Here is a 24,908-nt window from a genome sequence, read left to right on the forward strand (position 1 = left end):
AGGGAAAGACGAGCGATGAAATATATCTCCACACGCGGCCAAGCGCCGGACCTTTCATTTGAAGAAGCGATGCTGACAGGGCTTGCGTCCGATGGTGGGCTTTATGTGCCCGAAACCATCCCGACCCTGTCGGTGGATGAGATCGCATCCTTTGCTGGCCAGTCGTACGAAGACGTTGCATTTCGCGTCATGAAACCGTTTATCGGCGAGACGTTTACTGACGCCGAGTTTAAAGAGATCATTGCAAAAGCTTACGCGACCTTTGGTCATGATGCGCGCGCGCCGCTTGTGCAACTCGGGCCGAACCATTTCTTGTTGGAATTGTTCCACGGCCCGACTTTGGCATTCAAAGATTTTGCGATGCAACTCATTGGCCAGTTGTTTCAAGCGGCCCTTGAACGCCGTGGCGACCGCGTGACGATTGTAGGCGCAACCTCTGGCGATACCGGATCAGCGGCAATTGAGGCGTTCAAAGGGTTGCACAATGTCGATGTGTTTATCCTCTTTCCGCATGGCCGCGTATCGGATGTTCAGCGCCGTCAGATGACCACGCCCACAGAGGCGAACGTGCATGCGCTCGCCGTTGAGGGCGACTTTGATGATTGTCAGGCAGCCCTCAAAGAGATGTTTGCCGATCATGAGTTCCGTGACGGTGTGAAACTGGCCGCCGTAAATTCGATCAACTGGGCGCGGGTTTTAGCCCAAGTCGTTTACTACTTTACCTCGGCTGTGTCACTTGGCGCGCCACATCGCAAGGTGTCGTTCACGGTGCCCACGGGCAACTTTGGTGACATTTTCGCGGGCTATATTGCCAAGAAAATGGGCTTGCCGATTGGAGAATTGGTAATCGCGACCAACCATAACGACATTTTGCACCGCACGATGGAAACGGGAGCCTGCACCAAGCAAGGTGTGACACCGTCCATATCTCCGTCGATGGATATTCAGGTCAGCTCCAACTTTGAGCGGGCCTTGTTCGACGTTTACGACCGTGAGGGCGCAGCAATTGCGCAGCTAATGGACGAGTTTAAAGCCGGAGAGTTCAAGATTTCCCAAGGGGCCATGGACCGTTTGCGCGATTTGTTCGCGTCCGGCCGCGCGTCCGAGGACGAAACATCTCAAGCGATCGCCGCATTCCACGCGCGCACGACTGAAGTGCTATGCCCACATACGGCCGTTGCTGTAAAAGTGGCCGAGGCGCATTTGTCGGACGTCCCGATGATTTCACTGGCGACCGCACACCCCGCAAAATTTCCCGCCGCCGTGGAGGCCGCATGCGGCATCCATCCCGAGTTGCCCGAACGTATGGGTGACCTGTTCGGCAAAGACGAACGGTTTACCGTTGTCCCCAATGATTTAGCCACGCTAAAAGCGTTGGTGAAGGAGCGTCTCGCTTGACCATCCAACTACATACACTGTCCAACGGATTTCGCATTGTCACTGAAAGCATGCCAGCCCTTGAAAGCGCCTCGATCGGTGTTTGGGTTCTGGCGGGCGGACGCCATGAGCGGATCGAGCAAAACGGTATTGCGCACTTTTTGGAGCATATGGCGTTCAAAGGGACCACGCGGCGTTCCCCGTTGGAAATCGCGGAAGTTCTTGAAAATGTTGGTGGGTATCTGAACGCCTACACATCGCGCGAGGCGACCGCCTATTATGCGCGTGTCCTCAAAGATGACGTGTCTTTGGCGCTCGATGTGATTGGCGACATCTTGATGAATCCCGTGTTTGATCCTCGTGAGTTGGAGGTCGAGCGTGGTGTGATTTTGCAAGAAATCGGTCAGTCGCTTGATACGCCCGACGATGTGATTTTTGATTGGTTGCAAGAGGCGGCATATCCGTCTCAGGCGCTTGGCCGCACCATTCTCGGCCCTGCTGAACGCGTCAATTCGTTTTCACGCGAGGACTTGGCCAACTTCATCGCAGAGCACTATTGCCCAGAGCGTATGGTGCTATCGGCTGCAGGGGCCGTCGATCATGACACGCTCGTGCGCGAAGCCGAAGCGATCTTTGGCGGCTTGCCAAAACGCGGCGATGATATCGCTGACAAAGCGGTGTTTCAGGGCGGTGATTTTCGCAAGGTGAAAGACCTCGAACAAGCACACTTCACACTGGCCTTTGAGGGGCCGGGTTACCGTGACGAAGACATTTATGTCGCCCAAACTGCTGCAACAGCATTGGGCGGTGGAATGTCGTCGCGATTGTTCCAAACTGTGCGTGAGCAGCGCGGGTTGTGTTACACGATTTATGCGCAGTCCGGCGCCTATTCTGATACTGGAATGACAACCATTTACGCCGGTACATCCGCCGACGAGATCAAGGATCTGGCAGAGCTGACTATCGACGAGATCAAGCGCGCCGCAGATGAAATGCGCACTGACGAAGTCGATCGTGCGCGTGCACAGATCAAGGCGGGTCTTTTGATGGGGCTTGAAAGCCCGTCAAGCCGTGCGGAGCGAAATGCGCGTATGATCGGAATCTGGAACCGTGTGCCCGAGCTGTCCGAAACCATCGCCCGCATCGACGATGTGAGTGTGGAAAAGGCCCGCAAGTTCTTGTCGGAAATGGGACAAGGCAGCGGGGCAATGGCACTGTATGGTCCGATTGAAAACGCACCTACTCTGGAGGCGCTACAAGACAGGTTTGCCGCCTGATGCTTGCGCGCAAAGCCAAAGTTCGGATTGATACGGAGCGCATGACGCTTCGACTGCCTCAGCACAGTGATTTTCGAAATTGGGTGGCGTTGCGCGATGCGAGCCGAGCGTTTTTGCAACCGTGGGAACCAAAGTGGTCTGACGATCATTTGTCACGCAAAGCGTTCTCCAACCGTGTCTATTGGGCGGAGCGCTCGATTAAGGGTGATACGGGCTTGCCCGTGTTTTTGGTGCGCCGCGACGACAATGCATTGCTGGGTGCGATCACGCTCGACAACATTCGCCGAGGTCCGGCGCAATCGGGCACCATCGGCTATTGGATTGGCGCGCCCCATGCACGCGCAGGCTATATGCGCGAAGCGATCGAAGCGGTGACACATTACGCCTTTGCCCGCCTTGATTTGAGCCGGATTGAGGCCGCGTGCCTGCCTGAGAACGCCGCGTCGCGTGGTGTGCTTGAAAAGGCCGGTTTCAAATACGAGGGTGTGGCGCAGGCCTATCTGCAAATTAACAACCGCTGGCGCAATCATGTGTTGTATTCCGCGCTGCGCAGTGATCGCCGTGGGCGCACGGACATTGGTTTGGCGTAGCGCCAATAAGGAGAGCGAGCGTGCAGCGTTGGATTGTGTTTTTACGTGCGGTCAATGTCGCGGGGCAGGGTAAATTGCCGATGGCGGCGTTTCGCGCGGCCCTTGCCGATGCGGGTTTTTTGGACGTGCAAACCTATATCCAGACGGGAAATGCACTGGTCTCATCGGCGTTGCCACGAGATCAGGTTGAGGCCGCAGTCGAGGCGGTGTTGCGCGACGTCTTCGATTTGGAACGCCCTGTCAACGCTGTGACGCGTGATGAACTTGAGGCCGCACTGGCGAACAATCCCTATCCACAAGCGAGCGAAACACCGCAAAGATTGCATTTGGTGTTTCTGCGTGGGGCGATCACATTTGATCCCGTTGCATTTCAAAAGCTATGCGATAAGGGCGAGGAATTCGCGCTGATTGATCAAGTGTTCTATCTCTACACGCCCAACGGCACCTCAAAGTCAAAGCCTGCCGCGCGATATGAAAAATTTGTGCGTGCCGAAATGGTGACCGCCCGCAACCTCAACTCCTGTCTGAAAATTGCCGCGCTGGCGCGTGGCGCATAAGCGCGCCCAAAAAGGATCCAGATTGATGACCCTCACACCCACACCTGAGTTTTTAACCCGTCTTGCTGCGGCCCTGCCGCACGACACGGTGCGTCCGCGCGCAGCGGGTGAGTTGGATGATCCGCGTGGGCGTTATGAGGGACGCGCAGCGGCGGTGGCGCGTCCACGGACCGTTGATGACGTGGCTACGATTGTGCGGATGTGCAACGAGGCGGGCGTGGGCGTTGTGCCGTTGGGCGGTGGAACGGGTCTTGTTTTGGGCCAAGTGGCCTATGACGGCGCCGAACCCATCGCACTATCATTGGAGCGCATGACGGCAGTCCGCGCGGTGTATCCGTCCGAGAATGTGATCGTGGTTGAGGCAGGTGCGATTTTGGCGCAGGTTCAGGCCGCCGCCGAGGCTCAGGACCGGTTGTTTCCCTTGTCACTTGCGGCTGAGGGGTCGTGTCGGATCGGTGGCAACCTTGCCACCAATGCCGGCGGTTTGAACGTCCTGCGCTATGGCAATACCCGCGATTTGTGTTTGGGTCTTGAGGTCGTTATGCCCTCGGGTGAGATTTGGCACGGGTTGAAACGCCTGCGCAAAGATAACACCGGCTATGATCTCAAGAATCTGATGATTGGTTCCGAGGGCACGTTGGGGGTGATTACCGCCGCCGCCCTGCGCTTGTATCCGCGCCCTGCGCAAGAGGCCGCCGCTTTTATGGTGGTCCGTGATCCGCAAGGGGCGTTGGACCTGTTGTCCATGGCGCGTGATCTGATCGGAGAGGGTATCTCGGCATTTGAATTGATTTCCGGTGTCGGGTTGGATTTTCTAACGGATGTGTTGCCCGATGTGCGCCAACCGTTTGAGGCGCGCCCCGATTGGTGTGTTTTGGTCGACGTTGGCCTGTCTGGTGATGGTGATCCGCAAGAGGCGCTTGGTGCGCTCTTCGAGGCGGCCCACACGGCAGGGATCGTGGAAGATGGTGTGATCTCGTCAAGCGAGAGCCAGCGCGCGGAGTTTTGGGCGGTGCGTGAGAATATTCCCGAGGGCAACAAGCGCGTGGGCGCTATATCGAGCCACGACATTTCGGTGCCTTTGTCGCGTATCCCTGATTTTATCCCCGAGGGAATCGCGGAACTTGAGGCGTTGGGCGACATCCGTGTGAACTGTTTTGGCCATTTGGGCGACGGCAACCTGCACTACAACGTTTTTCCCGCGCGCGGGCGTGATCGCAAAGAGTTCGATACCATTCGCGCCTCGGTCAAGAAAACGGTCCACGATCTGGTTCATGCCTATGACGGGTCTGTGAGTGCCGAACACGGGGTGGGGCGTCTGAAAGTGGACGATTTGGAACGCTATCAAGACCCGATAAAGCTCGCAGCCATGCGGGCGATAAAAGATGCGCTTGATCCCAATGGCATTATGAATCCCGGTGCGGTTTTGCGTGCGCGCGATTGAACGGTGCGTATCTATGTGATGTGGCGCACCTACCCCTAAAAAGGGTACGCCCTGATCAGGGGGGTGATCAGGGCGCTATAGAAATGTGATAAGTCACATGTGCTGCAAGCAACGTTCCTTGCTCCAAGGAACATGATTAACACTAGGCTACGAATCTTAATAAAGCGTTCATGCCCCGTCGAATTCGCAAAGCGCATGCACCGAGTAGCCCAAACCCTCCAAAAGTGCGCGTCCGCCCAGTTCAGGTAGATCCACGACAAAGGATGTGCCGACGATTTCGCCGCCCAACCGCTCGACGAGCTTGATACCCGCTTGTGCGGTGCCACCCGTCGCCAATAGATCGTCCACGATCAGGACTTTTTCACCAGCTTGGATTGCATCATCGTGGATTTCCACAACGGCCTCGCCATATTCGAGGGTGTATGCCTCGGAAATGACCTTGCCGGGGAGTTTGCCTTTCTTGCGCACGGGCACAAACCCTAACGAGAGTTGATGCGCAATTGCCCCGCCAAGGATAAAGCCGCGAGCCTCAAGCCCCACCACTTTGTCGATGTGCTGACCCACAAACGGGTCCAGCATCTGATCAATCGCCAGACGAAGCCCGCGCGGATCGGCGAACAGTGTCGTAACATCGCGAAACATGATCCCCTCATGCGGGAAATCAACGATCGTGCGGATGTAATCGCGAACGGTTTTTTGTGTCATATCAGTGTCCTTTAAGGACGCGGCCAGCGACCGCATCCAGTTTGGCAAGCATTGCGGGGTCGCGTTTGTCTGGGGCAGTCATGATCGCGTACTCAAGGGCGCGGTCACATCCGTGCTCGCAAGGCGCGTAAGCCGATGTGAGCAGCGCGGGCATCGCGGCGACGAGCGTCTTTGCGTGGGCGGTATTTGCGCCCAGTGTCGCGATGATGGCCGTGATATCGACCGCGCCGTGGTCGGGGTGCCAGCTGTCATAATCCGTGACCATCGCGACCGAAGCGTAGCACATTTCGGCTTCGCGGGCGAGTTTGGCCTCGGGCATATTGGTCATGCCGATCACATCCGCGCCCCAGACATCGCGGTACATTTTGCTTTCGGCCATGGTGGAGAACTGTGGGCCTTCCATTGCCAAATACGTCCCCCCCATATGCACAGTGACGCCTGTGGCGCGCGCGGCCTCATAGACCAAACCCGATAGGCGCGCACAGGTCGGATGGGCCACAGAGACATGTGCCACCAACCCCGTGTCGAAAAAGGTTTTCTCGCGGTTCACTGTGCGGTCAATGAATTGATCGACGATCACAAAATCACCCGGCGCCATTTCCTCGCGAAAGCTACCTGTGGCAGAGACAGAGATCAGATCTGTAACGCCAATACGTTTGAGTGCGTCGATATTGGCGCGGTAGGGCACAGACGTGGGGGTGTGGACGTGGCCACGCCCATGGCGGGGTAGAAATGCCATTTTGACACCATCCAAAACGCCGGTGAAAATCTGGTCGGAGGGATCGCCCCACGGTGTGTCGACATTGACCCACGTGCCGTCTTGTAGCCCGTCGATCTCGTACACGCCCGAGCCGCCCATCACGCCGATCATTCGTTCCATCTTTCGTCCCTTATCTGGTGTTCGTCCGTTGATGCGAGTGTGCGGTGTGCTCATGCGGGGTGCAAGGCCGATTTAGGTGCGCGCTGTGTCGCATCCACCACGTGACGGCATAGGCAATGCCTGCCCCTTTGCCTTTGGCGCTCACACGCGTTAGAAGGCGGGCAAACGCACATATCCAAACATTGGGGAATTCCCGTGATTCAATCTGCTCTCGCATCCTTTGCGAAGAACCTATCTATTTCTGGCGGCGATACCAAATTGACGCCCTCGCAATTCAAAACCGAACTTTTGTCGGGCCTGACCGTAGCGCTCGCCCTTGTGCCTGAGGCGGTTGCATTCGCCTTTGTCGCGGGCGTTCACCCGCTTGTGGGGCTTTACGCGGCCTTTATGGTCGGGCTGATCACTGCTGTGTTTGGCGGTCGTCCCGGGATGATTTCGGGTGCCACTGGTGCGCTCGCGGTTGTTATGGTGGCTCTCGTGGCCGAACACGGCGTTGAATACCTCTTTGCCACTGTTGTGTTGATGGGCATTTTGCAAGTGCTTGCGGGTGTGTTCCGTTTGGGCAAATTCATCCGACTTGTGCCGCATCCTGTGATGCTCGGCTTTGTGAACGGTTTGGCGATTGTGATTTTCCTCGCTCAGATGACACAGTTTAAACAGCCCGGATCGGACTCATTTATGTCGGGTGGTCCGCTGATGATCATGCTTGTTCTCGTAGGTCTGACGATGGCCGTTGTCCATTTCCTGCCCAAGGTGACCAACATCATTCCCGCGCCGCTTGCGGGGATTTTGGTCACTGCGATTGTCGTGATTGCCTTTGATCTGCCGGTGCCGCGTGTGGGCGATATGGCCGCCATTAAGGGCGGTCTGCCGACATTCCACATCCCCGCCGTGCCGATGTTCGACAGCCTGCCGCAGTTCCTGTCCGTGCTCGAGGTGATCTTTCCCTATGCGCTGATCCTCGCGGCCATTGGCCTCATTGAGAGCCTTTTGACCCTCAACCTCGTGGGCGAAATCAAAGGCGAACGCGGCGGCGTGTCCCAAGAGTGTATCGCTCAGGGGGCGGCCAACGTGGTCACGGGTTTCTTTGGCGGTATGGGCGGTTGTGCGATGATTGGCCAATCGATGATCAACGTGAAATCGGGCGGCCGCACGCGCGTCTCCGGCATTGCTGCCGCTTTGTTTTTGTTGGCCTTTATCGTGGTCGCCTCGCCATTGATCGAACAAATCCCGCTCGCCGCATTGGTCGGTGTGATGTTCATGGTGGTGATCGGCACGTTCGCGTGGAACTCGTTCAACGTCATGCGCAAGGTACCCCGCACGGACGCCTTTGTGATTGTGCTCGTAACGGTCGTGACTGTGCTCGAAGACCTCGCGATTGCGGTGGTCGTGGGCGTGATCGTCTCGGCATTGGCCTACGCATGGCAAAACGCCTCGCGTATCCACGCCAAGACCTATGAGACACCCGAAGGTGCAAAGGTTTATCAAATCCAAGGGCCGTTGTTCTTTGGCTCTGCTGAAGGGTTCCAAGAGTTGTTCGACCCCGCCGCCGATCCGTCGATGGTCATTGTTGATTTCGCCGATAGCCGTGTGGCCGACCAATCCGCGCTGTCCGCGATTGAGGCCGTGGCGCTCAAATACGAAACGGCAGGCAAGGAAATCCAGTTGCGCCATCTCAGTCATGACTGTCACAACCTGCTGACCAATGCGGGCCACCTGATGGTCGATAGTGATGATGATCCAGATTATGAGATCGCCACGGACTACCAAGTGCGCACAGGTGTTTTGGGCGCGGGTCACTAAGGGCCGTCTTAAGCAAATAGTGCGCAAAAGGCCTCCCGATCGGGAGGCCTTTTTTATAGGAAAATCTATGAATTTTAACATAAATAGCCGCTATTCACGATGTTGAAAGTGTTTTGCGACACGGTTGGAGCTGATGCGTAAATCGAGTCCCGCATCCTTGACCAGTTTAGGTTTTTTGACCCAAGGCACCACACGTTTATGGCGACGATTTATGACCTCATCGAAGTAACGGGGATCAGTCCTGACACCACCTATTCGGTGGCGGCGGGCAACCTTTTGGGTGTTGTCGATAACGTAACGTCGAGCGACCTGAACGATGGTGAATTTGATGAGGGGGACACGATTTTTATTGGCGGCATCGCCTATAGCATTGATCGCATTCAAGAACCGAGTAGTAGCGGTCGTTTTGTCGAGGGGGACGGGAGCCAATCCAGTTTTGACCCCGGTATGGAAAGTAACTTGTCCGCGGTCTTTCTAACGGTTTCGAACGGTAGCGATGTTCGGTATTTCATTATTCCCAATGACGCGCATGGCGATTTGAATGTTGAGGAAATTCGAACTGGAAGTCTGATCGATGTGGCGGGGAGTGATGCCGCCGTCATCTCCACTTTTAACAACCAAATTGAAATTGTGTGTTTTGCCCGTGGCACGCTGATTGAGGGCCGTGACCGTGAACAGGTACGTGTCGAGGATTTGAGAGAGGGCGATCATGTGATGACGTTGGATCACGGACTACGTCAGGTCAAATGGATTGGTGAGACGTCCGTGGACAAGGGCACGGTGTTGGCCAACCCCAATATCCGGCCGATCCGGATACAATCAGGCGCGTTGGGCGGCGGCACGCCACAGCGTGATTTATGTGTGTCGCCACAGCATAGGGTTCTGGTGGCGTCAAAAATCGCGCTACGCATGTTTGGACAGTTCGAGGTTCTGGTCGCCGCCAAGCACCTTTTGGCGTTGGAAGGGGTTTCGGTGGTGACCGATCAAGATGAGCTACAGTATTTTCACATCTTAATGGACGCGCACGAAATTCTGATCGCTAACGGAGCCGCGTGTGAGAGCTTGTTCTTGGGGCCTCAGGCACGCAAATCTATTGAGTACGAGACGCTGGTGGACCGTCTGTCCCTCGCGAATATCGATCCGCATGACACGCATTTTCCACCTGTTCGCCCGCTGGTCACTGGCTCACTCGGGCGCAAACTCGCCGCGCGTCATTGCAAGAACAATCAGCTGCTGTGTCAGGGAGGCCCTCACTCAGGGCGCACCAGTTCAAACACCTCTTTGACTTCGGCGTAATCGCGGTAGCCAAGACGCGATAGCATCCGCGCTTTCACGACGTCGAAGCGGCCGTCGACAATACAGTCGTCGCGGATGTGAATGCCTACAACTTGGCCGAACACTGCGTGATTATTTGCCCCTTCAAGGGGTACAATTTGTGTCACCTTGCATTCCAAGGTTGCGGGGGCATCAGCAACACGTGCACAGGCAATCCGTGCGCATTCGGTTTTAGCGGCACCAGAATGGGCGAATTCATCTTCGGCATGTGCAAGCGGTGCAGAGGACAGGTTCATAACATGCGCAGCGTCCGCCCCAACGAGGTTGATGCAAAATACCCCCGTTTCCTCAACATTCGTCAGGCTGTCTTTGCGGCCCGATGAGGCAAACATGACCTGTGGCGGCTCGTAGGCTACAGCGTTGAAAAACGAGTAGGGCGCGAGGTTGTCGTGACCACCTGCGGAGCGTGTAGAAATCCATCCGATCGGGCGCGGGGAGACAATTGCGTTGAACGGATTGTGCGGTAGGCTGTGGCCATCTTGGGGGCGATAAAACATGGGACGGCTCTCTTTCTTCGGTGCTGCGTTGCCCCTCACTTAGTGCCATGCTAGCAGGAATTCGAGAACAATCTCCGCGCACGATGGTGCGGTGGGTCTGGAAAGGGGAAAGCGGTGTATCATATCGACGTCGAAACGGCGGATGATTATTGGGAGGTGGAATACCTCTATGATACGTGCTTTGCGCCCGGGCGCGAGCTTTTGTCGTCGTATCGTTTGCGTGACGGCGTGCGCCGTGTGACGGATTTATGCATCGTGGCGCGTGACGAGGGCGAGGTTTTGGCCGCTGCCATTCGCTATTGGCCGATCCGCATTGGGGATACGGGGGCTACGGCCTTGCTCCTTGGACCAATTGCTGTTCACCCGACGCGGCAAGGTGAGGGACTTGGCGGATTGTTGATGACCGACAGTTTGGCGCGCGCCGGTGCGCTTGGGTGGGAGCGTGTCTTGCTTGTGGGCGATGCCCCTTATTATTCGCGCTTTGGCTTTGAAAAGCTGGATCACGTCGATATGCCGCCGCCCACAAACCCTGAGCGTGTATTGGGATATGAATTGGTTGATGGTGCGTGGGACGGCGTCATAGGCGACGTTCAAAAAGCGATTTAGCCCTGTCTGACTTGGCAAACGTGGCGCGCACCCCCACATATCCGATATGAAACACAAACCACCCGCGCTCACTCATGGCCCCGATGCTGTCTTACAAGCGCCAACCGATGCGGCGATTGCCGATCTCGCGCGCAAACTCAAACGCGCCAATAACCCCGGTATGCAGCTTTTGAATCTCGTGGGCGGGACCGCAGACGGGCTATTCGGTAAATTGCCCAAACCGGTGCGCGGTGGATTGGAGGCCGCAACATTGTCGGCCTTGGAATTGGCATTTGACGGCGCGGCGCGCACGCGTGCCAATGGCTACACGGCAGGCGGATGGTTGAGCCGTGCGGTGTCATCAGGTCTGGGGGCGGTTGGTGGCGCGGGCGGCTTGCCTACGGCCCTTGCCGAACTGCCGGTCACCACAACCGTCTTGTTGCATGCAATTCAGGGGGTTGCAGAGGAATACGGGTTTGACCCGACCCGCGATGATGTGCGCAAGGCCTGTATTCAGGTGTTCGCCGCCGCAGGGCCGTTGGCGGATGATGATGGGGCAGATCTAGGATTTCTAGCGGCACGCACCACGCTGACGGGTGCAACCCTAAGCGGGATTATTGCAAAAGTCGCGCCGCGCTTTTCCATCGTTTTGGGGCAAAAGCTGGCCACGCAAACCGTACCTGTGTTGGGCGCGGTTGCCGGCGCTGCGACCAACTACGCCTATACCGCGTATTATCAGGATATGGCGCATGTGACGTTTGGTATGATGCGTATGGCGGAGGATTCCGCCGAACCGTTCGACGCGCTCAAGGCGCGGTTGGCTGTCGCCTATAAGTCTTTGTAGGGCCGCCTAAACCGCGATGCCGCTTTCGGCGAGATAGGCCACGATTGCGGAACGCACCGATTGATCGCCGCGCGCTGCCGCCTCGTCCACAAGGGACGTCACCCGATCAAGGTCAACTTTGCGTAAAACCGATTTCACCGGACCGATGGAGGCGGGGCGCATTGACAAGGTGCGCACACCCATCGCGGCCAATGCCACCGCCTCGACAGGGCGCCCTGCGTCCTCACCGCAAAACGAGACGGGCGTTCCGTGGGCATTACAGCGCTCGACGATTTGACGGATGAACGTCAAGAACGACACATTGAGCGTGTCATAGCGGCGGCGCACACGTTCGTTTTCTCGGTCGGCCGCAAAGAAAAACTGTTTAAGGTCATTTCCGCCGATGGAGATGAAATCGGTTTCTTCAAAAAACTGATCTGGAGCAAAGGCAAGCGATGGCGTTTCCAACATTGCGCCCACTTCGACCTCGGTCGGGAGAACCCGCCCAAGACGTTTCTCGCTGACCAACTCGGCCTCTAGCATGGCTTTTGCAGCGCGGAACTCTTCGAATTGAGCCACAAAGGGAAACATGATTGTAAGCGGACGGCCGGCACAGGCGCGAATGAGCGCTTGTAGCTGCATCCGCATCACGCCGCGCTTGTCTAGGCCTACACGGATCGCGCGCCACCCCATCGCGGGGTTCGGCTCGTCTTGTGGCTTCATATACGGCAGCACTTTGTCGGACCCGATATCAAGTGTGCGAAAGGCCACGCGTTTGCCGCGCGCGGCGTCCATGACACGGCCATACAAAGACGCCAGCTCACCGCGGCGTGGAACTTTGTTACGGATCAAGAACTGTAGCTCAGTCCGAAACAGGCCAACCCCCTCAGCGCCAGAGGAGGCCAAAGAGGGCAGATCCGCCATAAGGCCCGCATTCATATGTAGGTTAATCCGCTTGCCACAGATCGTATCGGCCGGAAGGTCCACAAGCCCGACATAGCGTTCAACCGCCTGTGCCTGCATTGCGATTTTCTCACGAAAGGCGCGGGCAACATTCTCTTCGGGCCGCAAGTGAACCACACCTTGGTCGCCGTCGATCAGGACGTGGTCGCCATTGAGCGCCTCGGTGGTGATCCGGTCGGCATGGATCACAAGCGGGATCGCCCATGCGCGCGCCACAACTGCGGCGTGGCTGCCCACGGAGCCTTGCTCCAAGATGATGCCCTTGAGGTTTTTCCCGTAGTCCAGCAACTCACCGGGCCCGATGTTGCGCGCAATCAAGATTGCGTTCTCGGGCATTTCCGCGCCAGTCTCGTGGCCCTGACCCGTGAGGATGCGCAGCAAGCGGTTGGACAGATCGTCAAGATCGTGAAGCCGTTCGCGCATGTAGGGATCGGACGAGGCGGACAGGCGGGTGCGGGCAACCGATTGTTCCTTTTCCACGGCGGCTTCGGCGGAAAGGCCGCGCGCAATATCGGTCTCCATCCTCCGCATCCATCCGCGTGAATTGGCGAACATACGGTAGGTTTCCAAGACCTCGCGTTGATCTTTTTCGTTGGGTTCCAAATGCGATAGCATGTCATCAACTGACAATCTCAATGTGTCGACCGCCTCGTTGAGACGTATCGTCTCTTTGTCAGGGTCGTCAGCCACAGGGTTTGTGACAACCACGCGTGGCTCGTGCAAATAGACATTGCCCTCCGCCACGCCCTCTTGGCCTGTCGCGCCGCGAAACAGCACCGGATGGGTATGAATGCCAAAGGCGGAATCTTCGCCGACGAATGCGCCCAGCTCCGTCATTTCGGCCAGAACCATTGCAACCACTTCGAGGGCGTAGATCTCATCATCGGAAAACTGGCGCGCTTGTTTGGACTGAACGACCAACACACCAAGCGTATCGCCAAGGCGTTGGATCGGCAGACCAAGGAACGAGGAATAGATTTCTTCGCCGGTTTCAGGCATGTAGCGAAATCCACGCTCTGACGGCGCATCAGCGGTGTTTATGGTTTGCTTGGAGCGCGCGACACGCCCGACAAGCCCCTCACCGATACGCATCCGCGTCTGGTGGACCGCTTCGGCCTTGAGGCCCTCGGTTGCGCACAGCTCCAAGGTGTCATCATCGCGAAACAGATAGATGGAACACACTTCGGTGCGCATACTATCGGCGATCAGATGGGTGATATGGTCCAGACGCTCCTGGCTGCCCGTATCTTCGGCCAGCGTATCGCGCAGGCGACCGAGTAGCTTTCGGCTATCACTTTCTCGGCTGTCTGGCATATGTCCCTGTCGTCCCTGATTATGTATCTCCACTTTTTAGAGTGGGTCGGTTCGTTTAGAGCACAAATGAGGGCAGGGGCCAGTGCAAATCAACCCAAAAGGGTATGCAGCCCTTCTGTGAGCATGAAATTGCATATTTTTCCGACAGTTGCCGCTGCAGGTGCGAGAAAATGCTGCGGGCGCGAGGGGCATTATTTGCCGTCACGCACCATTTGGCGAATGGTCACGGCTTTAACGAAGTGGTCGAGGCCATGTGTCTCTATCCACCATGTCGCCGCTTCCATGAGCCGTACGGGATCGTCGTTCTTATTTGCAAAAAACGCGTAGAAAGACAGGCCGACACCTTCGCCCTTGGCGGCAATTTTTGCGTCACACACTTGGATGATTTTGTCGCGTAAGCTCTGGCGCATCTGTTGGAGCCTTTTAAAAAGAAAAGGCCCCCGACTGACATCGGAGGCCTTGAACCGTTTTGCTCGAACAGGTGTTAAACCTTATCGAGCTCGAACGCATCGTGCAGCGATTGCACGGCCAGCTCGGTGTATTTGCGATCGACCAGAACGGAAATTTTGATCTCCGAGGTGGCGATAACCTTGAGGTTGATGCCCTCTTTGGACAGAACGTCAAACATCTTTGCCGCGACACCTGACTGTGACCGCATGCCGATGCCCACAAGGGAAATCTTTGCCACATCCGGATCGCACAACAATTCAGCGAATTGTACGGCGCCTTTTTCCTTTGCAGCATCAAGTGCCGATTTCGCCCGCGCGACCTGATCGGTTGGACAGGAGAATGTCATGTCCGTCTCGCCATTGTCGGAGATGTTTTGAACGATCATATCCACGTTGATGCCCGCATCTGCCAAGGGGCCAAAGATGGCGGCGGCGATGCCGGGGCGGTCAGCCACCGATACGAGGGTCATTTTCGCTTCTTCACGGGATGCGGCGATACCCGAGACAGGTTTGTTTTCCATGATTTCCTCCTCGGCACAAATCAATGTGCCAGCATTGGGGTCATATTCCTCGAACGACGATAGGACGCGCAGCTTAACACTGTAGCGCATGGCAAGTTCGACGGAGCGGGTTTGAAGCACTTTCGCGCCCAAAGATGCCAGCTCCAGCATCTCTTCGAACGCGATCTTGTCCATCTTGCGCGCTTTGCTCTCGATGCGCGGGTCGGTGGTGTAAACGCCGTCCACATCCGTATAAATGTCGCAGCGTTCCGCATCGAAAGCTGCGGCGAAAGCCACAGCCGTTGTGTCTGATCCGCCACGGCCAAGCGTGGTGATGCGTCCCTCTGGGGAGATCCCCTGAAATCCCGCGACCACGGCCACTTTCATCCCTTCGCCAAACTTGGCGGTGATGTTGTCGGTCGGGATCTCTTCGATCCGGGCGGCGCCATGCGCGGAGGTGGTTTTGAGCGGCACTTGCCACCCTTGCCACGAGCGCGCCGGCACGTCCATTTCTTGAAGCGTCAAGGCCATGAGGCCCGCCGTCACGTTCTCGCCCGAGGAGACAATGGCGTCATATTCACGCGCATCATACATTGGGGAGGTCTCGTTGACATAGCCGACAAGCTTATTGGTTTCGCCCGACATCGCAGAGACCACGACGATCACGTCGTAGCCATTAGCCACCTCGCGACCAACGCGCTTTGCAGCGCGCTTGATTTTATCGAGTGTGGCGACAGATGTGCCGCCGAATTTCATCACGAGAACTGGCATTTGCGCCTCATCTCCCCCGTCAAAATGATCTGTGGTTCTTTAAGAGCGCGGGAGGCAAAGGGCAAGGCCAACCGATAATTTCCCCACATTTTTTACATGACACATGTCGTTCGGAAGGCGGGCTAATTGGTGCTGCGTTTGGGGGTGAAAGGCAACGGGATGACGGCAATACCATCCTCCAAAAGGGCCTTGGCATCTTCGAGCTTTGCCTCGCCGTAAATGGCGCGTGTTGGGGCATCACCATCGTGCATGGCGCGCGCTTGTTTGGAGAATTCGAGGCCCACGTAATCCGAATGGCGCTCGACATGATCGCGCATGGCCGCAATCGCCCGTTCGGTGTCCGTGCTTGGCGTACTTAGCGGGCTCGGACGTTGATCGGAAGTCGTGCTTGGCACTACATCGGTCGCGATACTTTGCGGGGCGGAATTGGACGCGGTGCTGACCTGTTCGGTCTGCTCACTGCCTGTTGGTCGTGCTTTGGATACTGGGGGCGCCATAAGCGCCTTACTGATCTTGGACGATCCGCACATCGGACAACTCACCTGACCCGCAGCAGTTAACGCGTCAAATCCGTCCGCGGATTTGAACCAACTGTCAAAGCTGTGAGTATTCTCGCATTTGAGTGTGTAGCGGATCATGTGAGCGTGTGATGCCTCATGTACGGGTTTGTGCGGTTTGGCGCGCGCAAGTCGCCCGCCCAATTTTATATAGGGCGTGTGGTGCGCATGCAAAGGCACAATCGAGCAGTTTCAATTGAGTGTGCGCGGATCGAAGTGACGAATAATTTGGGCAAGCTCAGGGAATGGAACGCGTGACGCCGCTTTGGCGGGCGACATCCATTTGCGTTTGCGCTGACCCTTTTCGGGAAAGGCATCGTGGATCTCTGTCACTTCAAATGGAAAGACGGCCACAATGCACGGCAGGGGAGGCGCGGCAGGCGCGCGTAGCTTTTTATAGGAATAGATGCCCAAACACACTTCGGATGGGACGCCTTTCACGCCGGCCTCTTCCCATGCTTCTGTTGCGGCGGCCTCGGCAGGTGTCACTTTGTGCATGGGCCATCCTTTGGGGATGATCCACCGTTTGCGTTTGCGGGACTTGATCAACAGCACTTCTAATGTATCGTTATTCATCCGCCAGCACAGCGCGCCGAATTGTGTGCGCACACCCGTTTTAGGGGTGTTGCCCAGTTTGAGGCGTCGTTGTTTGGTTTTGATCGGCGACATGAGGGCCATTAGTTGCTCTTAGGATGCTCTGACTGCTTTTGACGGAGTTAACCGCATCTTTTGTACAGGCGAAAGCCTTTTTGCAAGTTAACGCGCGCTCATGCTAGATTTTGCGCGCAAATTGGGTGCGATCCGTTGCCTGTGCAAGGGCGCTCCAAAAGGCGTCATAGCCTGCGCTTGACATGCGCAATGGATCAAGCGCGTGGTGGGCGGCCTGTGCCAGATCGTTCATTTGCTGCGGATAGGCTAGCATGCTGTCCCATACGGAGGCCAGAGATTGGGTGTCGTGCACGCGAACCGCGCCCTGCGCCGCATTCAGAGCGCGATAGGCAAGGATATGGTTGGAAACATGCGGGCCGTGTACGATCGCGCTGTTGAACTGCTCAGGCTCAAAGGGGGTATGCCCGCCACGCTCGACCAATGAGCCGCCGACAAAACAACACCCCGCAAGTTGATACCAAAGCGCCATTTCGCCCAGCGTGTCCGCAAGGTACACGGGGGTTGCATCCGGCGCATCTGCACGCGCGCGGCTGGCGTGTTGCAATCCGGCTTTGTCGAGCAAAGCACATACCTCATTGCGCCGTGACGGATGGCGTGGGGCAAGGATGAGACGGGCCTTGGGGTGTTTGGCCAAGATGTCGCAAAATGCGGCGATGACAATTCTCTCCTCGCCCTCATGGGTGGACGCCGCGAGAAGCGTTTCATCACGAACAAACGCCGATTGGAAACGGGTCAGCGCATCGGGGTCAGCCGCCCCCAACGAGACACCACTTTTCAAATTCATGCGCGGCAAGAGGCGTTGTGAGGGGAAACCCATCTGCAAAAATCGTTGCTCGGATTCAGCGTCTAGGGCCGCAAGTGCTGTGATTGCGTTTAATGTTGTACGCAGTGTCCCGCCCAAGACCGATGACAAAAGAGCATGGCGCTTGGCCGAGCGATCGGACATGCGCGCCCCTGCGACGATCACAGGGATGGCACGGGCAGCACAGATGTTGAACCGGTTTGGCCACATTTCGTTTTCAATCACAATGAGCGCACATGGGGCGGCCGCATTCAAAAACCGTGTGACCGCACCGCGAAAATCGAGGGGTGCGAGGCATGGATGAACACGCGCCATATCCCACGCGGTGGCCAGTGCGCGCGCTGTTTCACTATTGGTGGTGACGATCACGTGGAGCGATGGATCGCGGGCGAGCGCCTCGTCGATCAGACTACGCGCCGATGTTACCTCACCGTTTGATGCAGCATGCAGCCACAAACGCGGCGCGTCTTTTGGGATGTCAAATGCGACACCGCGCGCAAACCGCATGGTGAGGCCGGACATAGACAAGCGCCCGCGCAAGAGTTGCACGAGGGCCGCCATCACCAGGAACGGCGAGATAAGCGTCAGGAGGGCGCGGTATACGAGCAAAGCAACTTTCAAGAGCAGGAAATAAAACGACGCTTAGCCATACGCGGACGGGGGGTATTTTGGCAAGAAGAACGGTGCGGCGCGTTTTCCCTGTGCGCTGTCTATTGGTCGTTGGCGCGGCTCAGATAGGCCTGTGTCATCGTCATGCCGATGCGTTCAGCAGACTCCGCCAGACTTAAATCTTGGCGCTCTGCGTAGTGGCTACAGCTGTCCAGTATCCGCAAAATGACATCGCGCTCGCGCGATGGTAAGGCTTGTGTGAGGTCGTTAGTGCTGCACACGGTTTTCATCGTCGCGTGCCGCTGCATCGCAGGCGCCGAGAGCGTCATAAACAACGCAGCGTTGCGGGCGTGAACCACCAGTGTGAGCGTATATGAAGGGTCATAGTGCGTCATATGATAAAGTGTCGCGCGCTTTTGGCGTTACCACAAGTTGAAAATGGTTAACGGGCGCACCTGTTGCGCGAATGCAAATGCGACCGGCGGATGTCTATTTGATCAGCCGTCCCGCCGCCCGAAGTGTTTTGAACGCCAGCATGAGGCCGAACATCATAACTGTGAGGCCTAGGATGTCGCCGACGAAAATGGCGCTCATGTCACCCGAGATCGGGTTGGGCAAAAGCAACCAGTGAAAACAGGCGTTAAACCCTGCGGCGATTGCGCCGACAAAGAACAGCCCCTTCCACGATACGCTATTTGAAGACCGCGAAAATGATAGGACGCCGAGGTGTTTCGCGACGAGAAATCCAAGGACTGTTGCCCCAACCCCTGCAATGGCGAGAGCAATAGACTTTAATGTCATTGCGACTCCTCTGTCGCCAGGACCATATGTCAAAAGGGCGATTGGTATGAGATAGAGCGCGCCCCACCATCCGTAGAGCCAGACGATCAGGATTCGTACGCCATGTGGCAAAAAGATCAAACTGCCGTAGAGCAACCCTGTATGCTCCATCAGGTTCTGAATGGGCTGGGCGATGAGCACGACAAATTGAAAGCTCAATAGATACAGAGCCGCAGCCACGCCAAATCCTATCAGGTGTTCGACGAGGGTGAGGGATTGGAGAGGGCGCATCGTATTTCTTATTGGCGGGTGGTGAGCGTGTATCCTGACCGCTTTGACGGCCCGACTTTGGTGAGGTGCCCCGTGGATATCAGCGTTTTCAGGGCCTTAAAGAACGTGCTGCGCGGCAACCCTACGGTCAATTGATGCTCCTGAAGAGCGGCAACAGACAGTTCAATGTCGCCCGCATCTTGCAAGGCTGCTGCGCATAAAATCAACCGCTCTGGCTCGGCCAGCGATTGCAATCCGAGATCGCGTTCCATTCCCAACAGGACGCGTTTCAGATCGGCCAATCGTGCGAGCGAGGTATTCATACTATGGGCGCCTTGTTTGAAGTAATTACAGCCACTGGGTCGCGGCGTGTGGCATCTGGGCTTGTCAGATATTGTAGGCCAGCAGGGCGTTAACATACGGTGCATAAATCCGGACGGCTACCTATCCAAAAGATAGTTTTTATATCCAAAAGATATATAAAGTACTGCGGGATTTCGGGGTGCGGCGGCGTTAAAAGTCCAATATTTAGACTTTGTAGAATGGTTTTGTTTCAATCGCTGTTTTATAAACAACAGTGGCGGTTACATGTTTAACAGGTGTCCCGCACCCCCGCATCTCGAAATAGTCTGCGCGATGTGGGGGGCAATTTTGACCCACCATACCACAGCTAATTCGCAATCAGTTTTCGTCGTTTCGTATGGCGCATCCCGTCTTTTTCTACATTGATCAAAAAGACACTTTGGTGTTACGTTAAGTAACGATAGTTTTTTTATGCGCTACTTTTGAGGGTTTCACTATGGATTGCGGTGTTGAACATGATCTGGCGGCGTTTTTTGCGCACTCTTTGATCTGTGCCGACGCTGCCGCCTCACGTCCCTCGCGCATCGCCTCACGCCACGCATTTTCCGATCCATCATAACCCGTCTGCGTCATCGCAGGTGGGTTCTCTTGTTATAGTAAGGACAGTTTATGACCACACGTATCCGCACATTCTCCCCGCTCGGTCTTTTGGCGCTCGCCGCATGTGGATCGGATTCTAATGGCTCTGGTGGCTCTGGTGGCCCCGTTATCGGCAACGTTGTCAAAGGTCCGCTTGCAAACGCATTGGTCTTTGCAGACGAAAACGGTGATCGCATTCACCAAGATAGCGAGGCATCCGCACGCACAGGCAGTGACGGTGGATATTCCATCGACAACCCCAATGGCTACACCCTCGTTGTGACCACGGATGAGAACACGATTGATAGCTCGTCTGGTCAGATCATAGCGGGCCTGACGATGAAAGCGGGCCCGAATGCGGGCGTCATCACGCCGCTCACCGGTGTAGCTTTGGATGCGGGCGATACGGCGGCGCTTGCAGCGGCGTTGGGCCTCCCGACTGATACAGATTTCGCGACATTCAACCCCTACGGTGACGATGTCGATCCGGCTGCGGCGCTTGCCTATGAGCAGGTCACACAGTCCATCATGGCATCCGCGCAAATCGTTGGTGCCGCGCTTGAGGCAAATGGTGATGCAGCTGCGGGTGCGGGTCTTACGGCCGCGTTCAACGCGATCATTGCGGAAGTCACGGCGGCTGCCGAGGCGGGCGAAACAGAATTTGACGCCGCAGCGTTGACCTCTGGTGCGCTTGAGGCGGCGGGTACGTTGGATGCGGATGTCGTGGCAAAAGTCGCGGCTCAGGTCGCGGAGGTTGCCGAAGCCATTGATGCGGTCGAGGATCTGAACCCTGCAAACACAGTGGATGCGTTTTCGAGTGCGTCTGCGGTGGCAGGTCAATACGACATGGGTGGCCTTGATGCCGCTGATGCGGATGTTGCCGCACTCATTGCGAACAATGCGCCGACAGATGTCACGTTGGATAACGCAACCGTCGAAGAGAACGAATCGGGCGCGTTCATCGGGGCGTTGACTGTCACAGACGCGGACGGGGCTGAACAAGCGTTCACCTACGTGCTGGGCGGGGCCGATGCTGACCTATTCACGATTACCCGTGGTGGCGATCTATACCTTGTCAATGGTATCGAGCTGAATTTCGAAGAGCAAGAAACCTATGACATCACCGTGACCGCCACGGATGCGGGCGGTAAATCCGTGACCAGGGCGTTGACGGTCACCGCGACTGGTGTTGATGAGGCAACGGAAGGCGAATACGACGCGGATGGAGGCGACTTTTCGTTTATAGGTGATACCCTGACAGTCGCGGACGGTGACGAGTTGTACGGGATGTTCACCGACGACGACAACACGATCAACGGCGGCGATGCGAGCGATTTTGCGAGCCACAGCTATCAGTGGACGCGTGATGGCGACGATATCGCGGGTGCAACGGACAGCAGCTACACCGTGACCGAGGATGATCTCGGCGCGAATATTGAGGTTGTTGTGACTCTCACCGACCAACAGGGCAACACGGAAAGCGGAACGGTCTCATTCGGTGAGGCATTCGCCGAACCCCTTATAGAAGTTGAGGTCGGCGCAGACGTTATGGACGGCATTGAGGGTTTCAAAGCCGAAGTCGCGGCAAGCGAAGAAAAGCTCGGCAGCTTTGCCGATCGCGTTGAGGGTGCAATCGAAACGTTTAACGCCGCTGTGGGCGATGATGATCCAGATTTGGCAGTCACATCGTCAGGCATCACGGCGTCTTGGGCAACCGGCGCGACATTGTCCGCGAGTTTCACCAATTTCAACCCAACATCTGTTGAGGGTTTGATCGATGCGGTTGAGGGGTTCGATATCATGGACACCGACACGTGGGCGATCACTGGCGGATTTAACAATCTGACCTTCAGTGTGGGTGACGAGGCGGTGTTGCAGATTTCTCATGAGACGGGCGATGCCAACCTCGGCGAGCGCATTCAAATTACGCTGCCGCAGTCGGACTCCGACGACGAATATGGCTTCCTCGCGTTGACTGGCGATTTTGACAATACCCTGACGGGTATTCTCGGGAACGTGAAATCGGTCTTGGAGAATGACGCCGAATGGCGAGACGTCGACGCGCTTTGGGATGCTGTTTGGGTGGATGGCACATTTGATGAAGACGCGTATGACGCTGCCGTAGCCGCAGAGGAAGAACTTGATGCGCAGTCCGTTGGCTTGGTCGGCGGCATTCTAGAAGACTACGCAGTCACGGGCCTTGCGGCAGGCACCACAAGCGGGGTTGGCGCAGGTATGAACTTGAACCTCTTTGGCGAGGCCAATGGCGAGGACGCCGTGTCATTCAACGTTGGCATGTACGAATTGGGTCTGAAAGGCGAATTGCCTGATAGCGCCGCCGACCTCTTTAGCTTTGTCTATAATGTGGACATGCTCGACATGAGCGATATGTCGAATGCTGAGGTGCTGGACGCTCTCGCAGAGGAGGGATTTGGCGGCATCACGGGTGTTCAGTTGATCAATACTCTCGACGACACCCCAATCGTTCGCGTGTCAGTCGATGATTTCGGCGCGTTGGTCGACGGCGGTGATGCGATTGATTTCGATGGTGACTTCACGGGCACTTTCACGAACTCCGAGGGGGCCGAAACGGGCTACGTCCAGGATAACGATGGTCTCTATGCCCTCTATGGCGACGCCGCAGATATCGCAGCGTTCATGGGCGATGATTTGAACGCTTACACGGGCGATCAAACCGTCTGATGCGCTCCATCACAACCAACAAAAAACTGGCTGCCCTTTGGGTGGCCAGTTTCCTTTTCTCTGCTCCCGCTTGGTCATCCGAGTGGGATCTATACGGGTTTGGCGGCACGCACGCCTATCTCGACGTGATCACCGCGAGCTATGGCGACATTGTGGGGCCGTTGTTTGATACAGAATCGGACGACGGGTCCGAGGGCGCCGAGCGCGCAGATCGTGACCGCTTGACCGGACAATGGACCCTCGGCGTCGGGGCACAGCGCACCGTGTACGAGGTTGGACCCCATCTATCGTTTGGTGTGAGCGGTGAGGCAGGCGTGAGCTACGCGCGCTATTCCATGCCAGACGGGGCAGGGGTGTTTGTCGAGCCAATCACGATCAAAAGCACAAGCCTGTTTGCGGCGGGCCGCGCCTTTGGTGAGATCGAACGAGGCGCGGTTTCGGTGCAAGCGGGGCTCGGGCTCTTGGCTTCGCAGTCCTACGAAACCTTTACGCTTGGCTCATGGAACATCAAAGAACGGCAATTCTCGACCAAGCCATTTGGCTATGTACGAGGTGCATTCTCAGTCTCTAAACATGCGACGATTGCGATTGAGGCAACGCGGCGGGCCTCGCAAACCATGGCGTCTTTGCGGTTGGAAATACGCAGATGAGATATATCGTTTTGACGTTGATGCTGTCGGCATGTGCGCCGATCTCGCCCGCGCCCCATACCGATACCCGTGATGTCGAGATAACAGGGACGCCATTAGCGCGCGCGGTTCTGACCGCACCCGAGGTGAAATCAGCGCGTTTTGCGGTGCGTGCGGCGCAACGTGATCTGGACGCCGTGGCCGCGCGCCGCTCTGTGCAGGTTGGCGCCTCGCTCGGCGCGGGAGGGGAGCGCACGAAGACCGACACAGATGCCGGCGCAGTCGTCAATGCCTCTGCATCGAAAGTGCTTTCTGACGGCGGGCGGTTTGACGCGCAAGTTGACGGTGCCACCTTGCAAGTTGAGGGTGCGGTTTTGGCCCATGCCCTTGCCGCAGATGATGTGTTGTTCCGCTTGGTTTCGGCCGCAATTCAGGCGCGCGGCGCAGACCGGTCCATCGCTCAAATTGATCGGGCGTTGTCGCAATACGGCGCGCGTGAGGATTTGATCACAAGTGCCTATGCGAGCGGCATTGTCACGAACTCGACCATGTTCGACATTGAGGCGGCGCTGTCGGAGGCCCGACAAAACAGGCTCGATTTCACGTTGCAACGTGACTTGGCCCGTGCGGAGCTGGATCAATACCTAACAGTGCCAGGCGCGCATTCCGATCTGTATGCGCGCTTGCGCGAGGGGGATGTTGCGCGCGCGCCCGCATGGCGTATTCGCGCAGTGGAGTTGCAAGCGGATCTGAGCGAGACGGATCGCCGAGCGGTGATGTCGAACAAAAAGCCACAAACAAATCTGGTCGCAACAGTGAGCAATGCCGATGATACCCCCTCGGTTTATTTCGGCGTGAAAGTGGATCTCAACGTCTATGATGGCGGGGCCACAGATGCGGGTGCGGCGGCGTTGGCCGCGCGGCACATGTCGCAACGTGAACAGGCGGAGGCGCTCCGCGATGCGCTTCGCAAAAACACCGAACTTGCGCGGATCACGGCGCAAAAAGGCGCGCAGCGGCGCGGTTTGCTATTGGAGCGCAAGGCGCAATCAGAGCGCAGGTTGGCCGAGATGGAAA

General features: G+C 56.8%; 24 protein-coding genes. 12 read left to right on the plus strand and 12 right to left on the minus strand.

The features are described 5' to 3' along the window. Window positions 1–15 precede the first annotated feature (15 nt). Genes thrC through ACTG34_RS05120 form a run of 5 tightly spaced genes read left to right on the plus strand, consistent with a single transcriptional unit; the run spans window position 16 to window position 5,245 of the window. A complete protein-coding gene (thrC, locus tag ACTG34_RS05100; RefSeq protein WP_439103915.1) occupies window positions 16–1,398 on the plus strand; it encodes a threonine synthase in 1,383 nt (460 codons plus the stop codon). Further along, the gene (locus ACTG34_RS05105) at window positions 1,395–2,654 is read left to right on the plus strand and encodes a M16 family metallopeptidase (protein ID WP_439103916.1); all 1,260 of its coding nucleotides are present in this window, start codon (window positions 1,395–1,397) and stop codon (window positions 2,652–2,654) included. The genes thrC and ACTG34_RS05105 overlap by 4 nt, the downstream gene beginning before the upstream one ends. Continuing rightward, on the plus strand, window positions 2,654–3,244 hold the full coding sequence (locus ACTG34_RS05110; protein WP_439103917.1) for a GNAT family N-acetyltransferase: 591 nt from the start codon (window positions 2,654–2,656) through the stop codon (window positions 3,242–3,244). The genes ACTG34_RS05105 and ACTG34_RS05110 overlap by 1 nt, the downstream gene beginning before the upstream one ends. Window positions 3,245–3,264: 20 nt before the next feature. Beyond that, the gene (locus ACTG34_RS05115; RefSeq protein ID WP_439103918.1) at window positions 3,265–3,801 is read left to right on the plus strand and encodes a DUF1697 domain-containing protein; all 537 of its coding nucleotides are present in this window, start codon (window positions 3,265–3,267) and stop codon (window positions 3,799–3,801) included. 25 nt (window positions 3,802–3,826) lie between these two features. Next, window positions 3,827–5,245 carry an FAD-binding oxidoreductase gene (locus tag ACTG34_RS05120; RefSeq protein ID WP_439103919.1) on the plus strand — a complete coding sequence of 473 codons (1,419 nt, stop codon included), beginning with the start codon at window positions 3,827–3,829 and terminating at the stop codon, window positions 5,243–5,245. A gap of 168 nt (window positions 5,246–5,413) precedes the next feature. Here ACTG34_RS05120 and ACTG34_RS05125 read toward each other — a convergent pair whose 3' ends face one another. Further along, the gene (locus ACTG34_RS05125) at window positions 5,414–5,950 is read right to left on the minus strand and encodes an adenine phosphoribosyltransferase (RefSeq protein WP_439103920.1); all 537 of its coding nucleotides are present in this window, start codon (window positions 5,948–5,950) and stop codon (window positions 5,414–5,416) included. A 1-nt stretch (window position 5,951) separates the two neighbouring features. Then, a complete protein-coding gene (locus ACTG34_RS05130) occupies window positions 5,952–6,830 on the minus strand; it encodes an S-methyl-5'-thioadenosine phosphorylase (protein ID WP_439103921.1) in 879 nt (292 codons plus the stop codon). 195 nt (window positions 6,831–7,025) lie between these two features. Here ACTG34_RS05130 and ACTG34_RS05135 point away from each other — a divergent pair, with 195 nt between their 5' ends. Together ACTG34_RS05135 and ACTG34_RS05140 are read left to right on the plus strand one after the other, a co-directional pair. Then, window positions 7,026–8,633 (plus strand): SulP family inorganic anion transporter, encoded by a 1,608-nt coding sequence (locus ACTG34_RS05135; RefSeq protein WP_439103922.1) that lies wholly within the window; start codon window positions 7,026–7,028, stop codon window positions 8,631–8,633. A gap of 198 nt (window positions 8,634–8,831) precedes the next feature. Next, window positions 8,832–9,929 carry a Hint domain-containing protein gene (locus ACTG34_RS05140; RefSeq protein ID WP_439103923.1) on the plus strand — a complete coding sequence of 366 codons (1,098 nt, stop codon included), beginning with the start codon at window positions 8,832–8,834 and terminating at the stop codon, window positions 9,927–9,929. Here the strand turns inward: ACTG34_RS05140 and ACTG34_RS05145 are convergent. Then, window positions 9,884–10,465, minus strand: coding sequence for a flavin reductase family protein (locus tag ACTG34_RS05145; protein WP_439103924.1), 582 nt, complete (start codon window positions 10,463–10,465; stop codon window positions 9,884–9,886). The two genes, ACTG34_RS05140 and ACTG34_RS05145, sit on opposite strands and share 46 nt — an antisense overlap. Before the next feature lie 114 nt (window positions 10,466–10,579). Between ACTG34_RS05145 and ACTG34_RS05150 the strand changes: the two genes are divergently transcribed. Together ACTG34_RS05150 and ACTG34_RS05155 are read left to right on the plus strand one after the other, a co-directional pair. Beyond that, a complete protein-coding gene (locus ACTG34_RS05150) occupies window positions 10,580–11,071 on the plus strand; it encodes a GNAT family N-acetyltransferase (protein WP_062219698.1) in 492 nt (163 codons plus the stop codon). Between the two features lie 46 nt (window positions 11,072–11,117). Beyond that, entirely contained in the window at window positions 11,118–11,894 is a 777-nt protein-coding gene (locus ACTG34_RS05155) for an EcsC family protein (RefSeq protein WP_439103925.1), read from the plus strand. A 6-nt stretch (window positions 11,895–11,900) separates the two neighbouring features. Here ACTG34_RS05155 and ptsP read toward each other — a convergent pair whose 3' ends face one another. The 9 genes from ptsP to ACTG34_RS05200 all read right to left on the minus strand — a co-directional run bounded on the left by ptsP (window position 11,901) and on the right by ACTG34_RS05200 (window position 19,880). Beyond that, entirely contained in the window at window positions 11,901–14,150 is a 2,250-nt protein-coding gene (gene ptsP / locus ACTG34_RS05160; protein WP_439103926.1) for a phosphoenolpyruvate--protein phosphotransferase, read from the minus strand. Window positions 14,151–14,341: 191 nt separating this feature from the next. Then, window positions 14,342–14,560 (minus strand): DUF6500 family protein, encoded by a 219-nt coding sequence (locus tag ACTG34_RS05165; RefSeq protein ID WP_439103927.1) that lies wholly within the window; start codon window positions 14,558–14,560, stop codon window positions 14,342–14,344. A 74-nt stretch (window positions 14,561–14,634) separates the two neighbouring features. Continuing rightward, entirely contained in the window at window positions 14,635–15,870 is a 1,236-nt protein-coding gene (locus ACTG34_RS05170) for an aspartate kinase (RefSeq protein ID WP_439103928.1), read from the minus strand. 122 nt (window positions 15,871–15,992) lie between these two features. After that, entirely contained in the window at window positions 15,993–16,508 is a 516-nt protein-coding gene (locus ACTG34_RS05175) for a DUF1178 family protein (RefSeq protein ID WP_439103929.1), read from the minus strand. 111 nt (window positions 16,509–16,619) lie between these two features. Beyond that, window positions 16,620–17,105: an NUDIX hydrolase gene (locus ACTG34_RS05180; RefSeq protein WP_439103930.1), complete on the minus strand. Its 486-nt coding sequence runs from the start codon at window positions 17,103–17,105 to the stop codon at window positions 16,620–16,622. A gap of 94 nt (window positions 17,106–17,199) precedes the next feature. Continuing rightward, entirely contained in the window at window positions 17,200–18,420 is a 1,221-nt protein-coding gene (locus ACTG34_RS05185) for a 3-deoxy-D-manno-octulosonic acid transferase (protein ID WP_439103931.1), read from the minus strand. Window positions 18,421–18,608: 188 nt separating this feature from the next. Then, window positions 18,609–18,902, minus strand: coding sequence for a hypothetical protein (locus ACTG34_RS05190; RefSeq protein WP_439103932.1), 294 nt, complete (start codon window positions 18,900–18,902; stop codon window positions 18,609–18,611). Between the two features lie 94 nt (window positions 18,903–18,996). Continuing rightward, complete coding sequence (locus ACTG34_RS05195) at window positions 18,997–19,578, minus strand: hypothetical protein (RefSeq protein ID WP_439103933.1); 582 nt, start codon at window positions 19,576–19,578, stop codon at window positions 18,997–18,999. Window positions 19,579–19,586: 8 nt separating this feature from the next. Further along, window positions 19,587–19,880, minus strand: a complete 294-nt coding sequence (locus ACTG34_RS05200; RefSeq protein ID WP_439103934.1) for a MarR family transcriptional regulator — start codon at window positions 19,878–19,880, stop codon at window positions 19,587–19,589. Between the two features lie 649 nt (window positions 19,881–20,529). Here ACTG34_RS05200 and ACTG34_RS05205 point away from each other — a divergent pair. The 3 genes from ACTG34_RS05205 to ACTG34_RS05215 form a co-directional block, all read left to right on the plus strand. After that, a complete protein-coding gene (locus ACTG34_RS05205; RefSeq protein ID WP_439103935.1) occupies window positions 20,530–23,202 on the plus strand; it encodes a cadherin domain-containing protein in 2,673 nt (890 codons plus the stop codon). Further along, window positions 23,202–23,852 (plus strand): hypothetical protein, encoded by a 651-nt coding sequence (locus tag ACTG34_RS05210; protein WP_439103936.1) that lies wholly within the window; start codon window positions 23,202–23,204, stop codon window positions 23,850–23,852. The genes ACTG34_RS05205 and ACTG34_RS05210 overlap by 1 nt, the downstream gene beginning before the upstream one ends. Further along, on the plus strand, window positions 23,849–24,908 hold a 1,060-nt coding region (locus tag ACTG34_RS05215; RefSeq protein WP_439103937.1), incomplete at its 3' end, for a TolC family protein. The genes ACTG34_RS05210 and ACTG34_RS05215, both read left to right, overlap by 4 nt.

The sequence above is a fragment of the Celeribacter marinus genome (genome assembly GCF_965656515.1).
Classification (GTDB): domain Bacteria; phylum Pseudomonadota; class Alphaproteobacteria; order Rhodobacterales; family Rhodobacteraceae; genus Celeribacter; species Celeribacter marinus_D.

Excerpts from the sequence above, each read along its gene's own strand:
- ACTG34_RS05205 (WP_439103935.1), top strand. The coding sequence starts at position 20,530 with ATGACCACACGTATCCGCACATTCTCCCCGCTCGGTCTTTTGGCGCTC.
- ACTG34_RS05140 (WP_439103923.1), top strand. The coding sequence starts at position 8,832 with ATGGCGACGATTTATGACCTCATCGAAGTAACGGGGATCAGTCCTGAC.
- ACTG34_RS05190 (WP_439103932.1), bottom strand. The coding sequence starts at position 18,902 with ATGACGCACTATGACCCTTCATATACGCTCACACTGGTGGTTCACGCC.
- ACTG34_RS05120 (WP_439103919.1), top strand. The coding sequence starts at position 3,827 with ATGACCCTCACACCCACACCTGAGTTTTTAACCCGTCTTGCTGCGGCC.
- ACTG34_RS05145 (WP_439103924.1), bottom strand. The coding sequence starts at position 10,465 with ATGTTTTATCGCCCCCAAGATGGCCACAGCCTACCGCACAATCCGTTC.
- ACTG34_RS05195 (WP_439103933.1), bottom strand. The coding sequence starts at position 19,578 with ATGCGCCCTCTCCAATCCCTCACCCTCGTCGAACACCTGATAGGATTT.
- ACTG34_RS05180 (WP_439103930.1), bottom strand. The coding sequence starts at position 17,105 with ATGGCCCTCATGTCGCCGATCAAAACCAAACAACGACGCCTCAAACTG.
- ACTG34_RS05175 (WP_439103929.1), bottom strand. The coding sequence starts at position 16,508 with ATGATCCGCTACACACTCAAATGCGAGAATACTCACAGCTTTGACAGT.
- ACTG34_RS05170 (WP_439103928.1), bottom strand. The coding sequence starts at position 15,870 with ATGCCAGTTCTCGTGATGAAATTCGGCGGCACATCTGTCGCCACACTC.
- ACTG34_RS05200 (WP_439103934.1), bottom strand. The coding sequence starts at position 19,880 with ATGAATACCTCGCTCGCACGATTGGCCGATCTGAAACGCGTCCTGTTG.
- ACTG34_RS05210 (WP_439103936.1), top strand. The coding sequence starts at position 23,202 with ATGCGCTCCATCACAACCAACAAAAAACTGGCTGCCCTTTGGGTGGCC.
- ACTG34_RS05110 (WP_439103917.1), top strand. The coding sequence starts at position 2,654 with ATGCTTGCGCGCAAAGCCAAAGTTCGGATTGATACGGAGCGCATGACG.
- ptsP (WP_439103926.1), bottom strand. The coding sequence starts at position 14,150 with ATGCCAGACAGCCGAGAAAGTGATAGCCGAAAGCTACTCGGTCGCCTG.
- ACTG34_RS05130 (WP_439103921.1), bottom strand. The coding sequence starts at position 6,830 with ATGGAACGAATGATCGGCGTGATGGGCGGCTCGGGCGTGTACGAGATC.
- ACTG34_RS05185 (WP_439103931.1), bottom strand. The coding sequence starts at position 18,420 with ATGTCCGGCCTCACCATGCGGTTTGCGCGCGGTGTCGCATTTGACATC.
- thrC (WP_439103915.1), top strand. The coding sequence starts at position 16 with ATGAAATATATCTCCACACGCGGCCAAGCGCCGGACCTTTCATTTGAA.
- ACTG34_RS05125 (WP_439103920.1), bottom strand. The coding sequence starts at position 5,950 with ATGACACAAAAAACCGTTCGCGATTACATCCGCACGATCGTTGATTTC.
- ACTG34_RS05155 (WP_439103925.1), top strand. The coding sequence starts at position 11,118 with ATGAAACACAAACCACCCGCGCTCACTCATGGCCCCGATGCTGTCTTA.
- ACTG34_RS05165 (WP_439103927.1), bottom strand. The coding sequence starts at position 14,560 with ATGCGCCAGAGCTTACGCGACAAAATCATCCAAGTGTGTGACGCAAAA.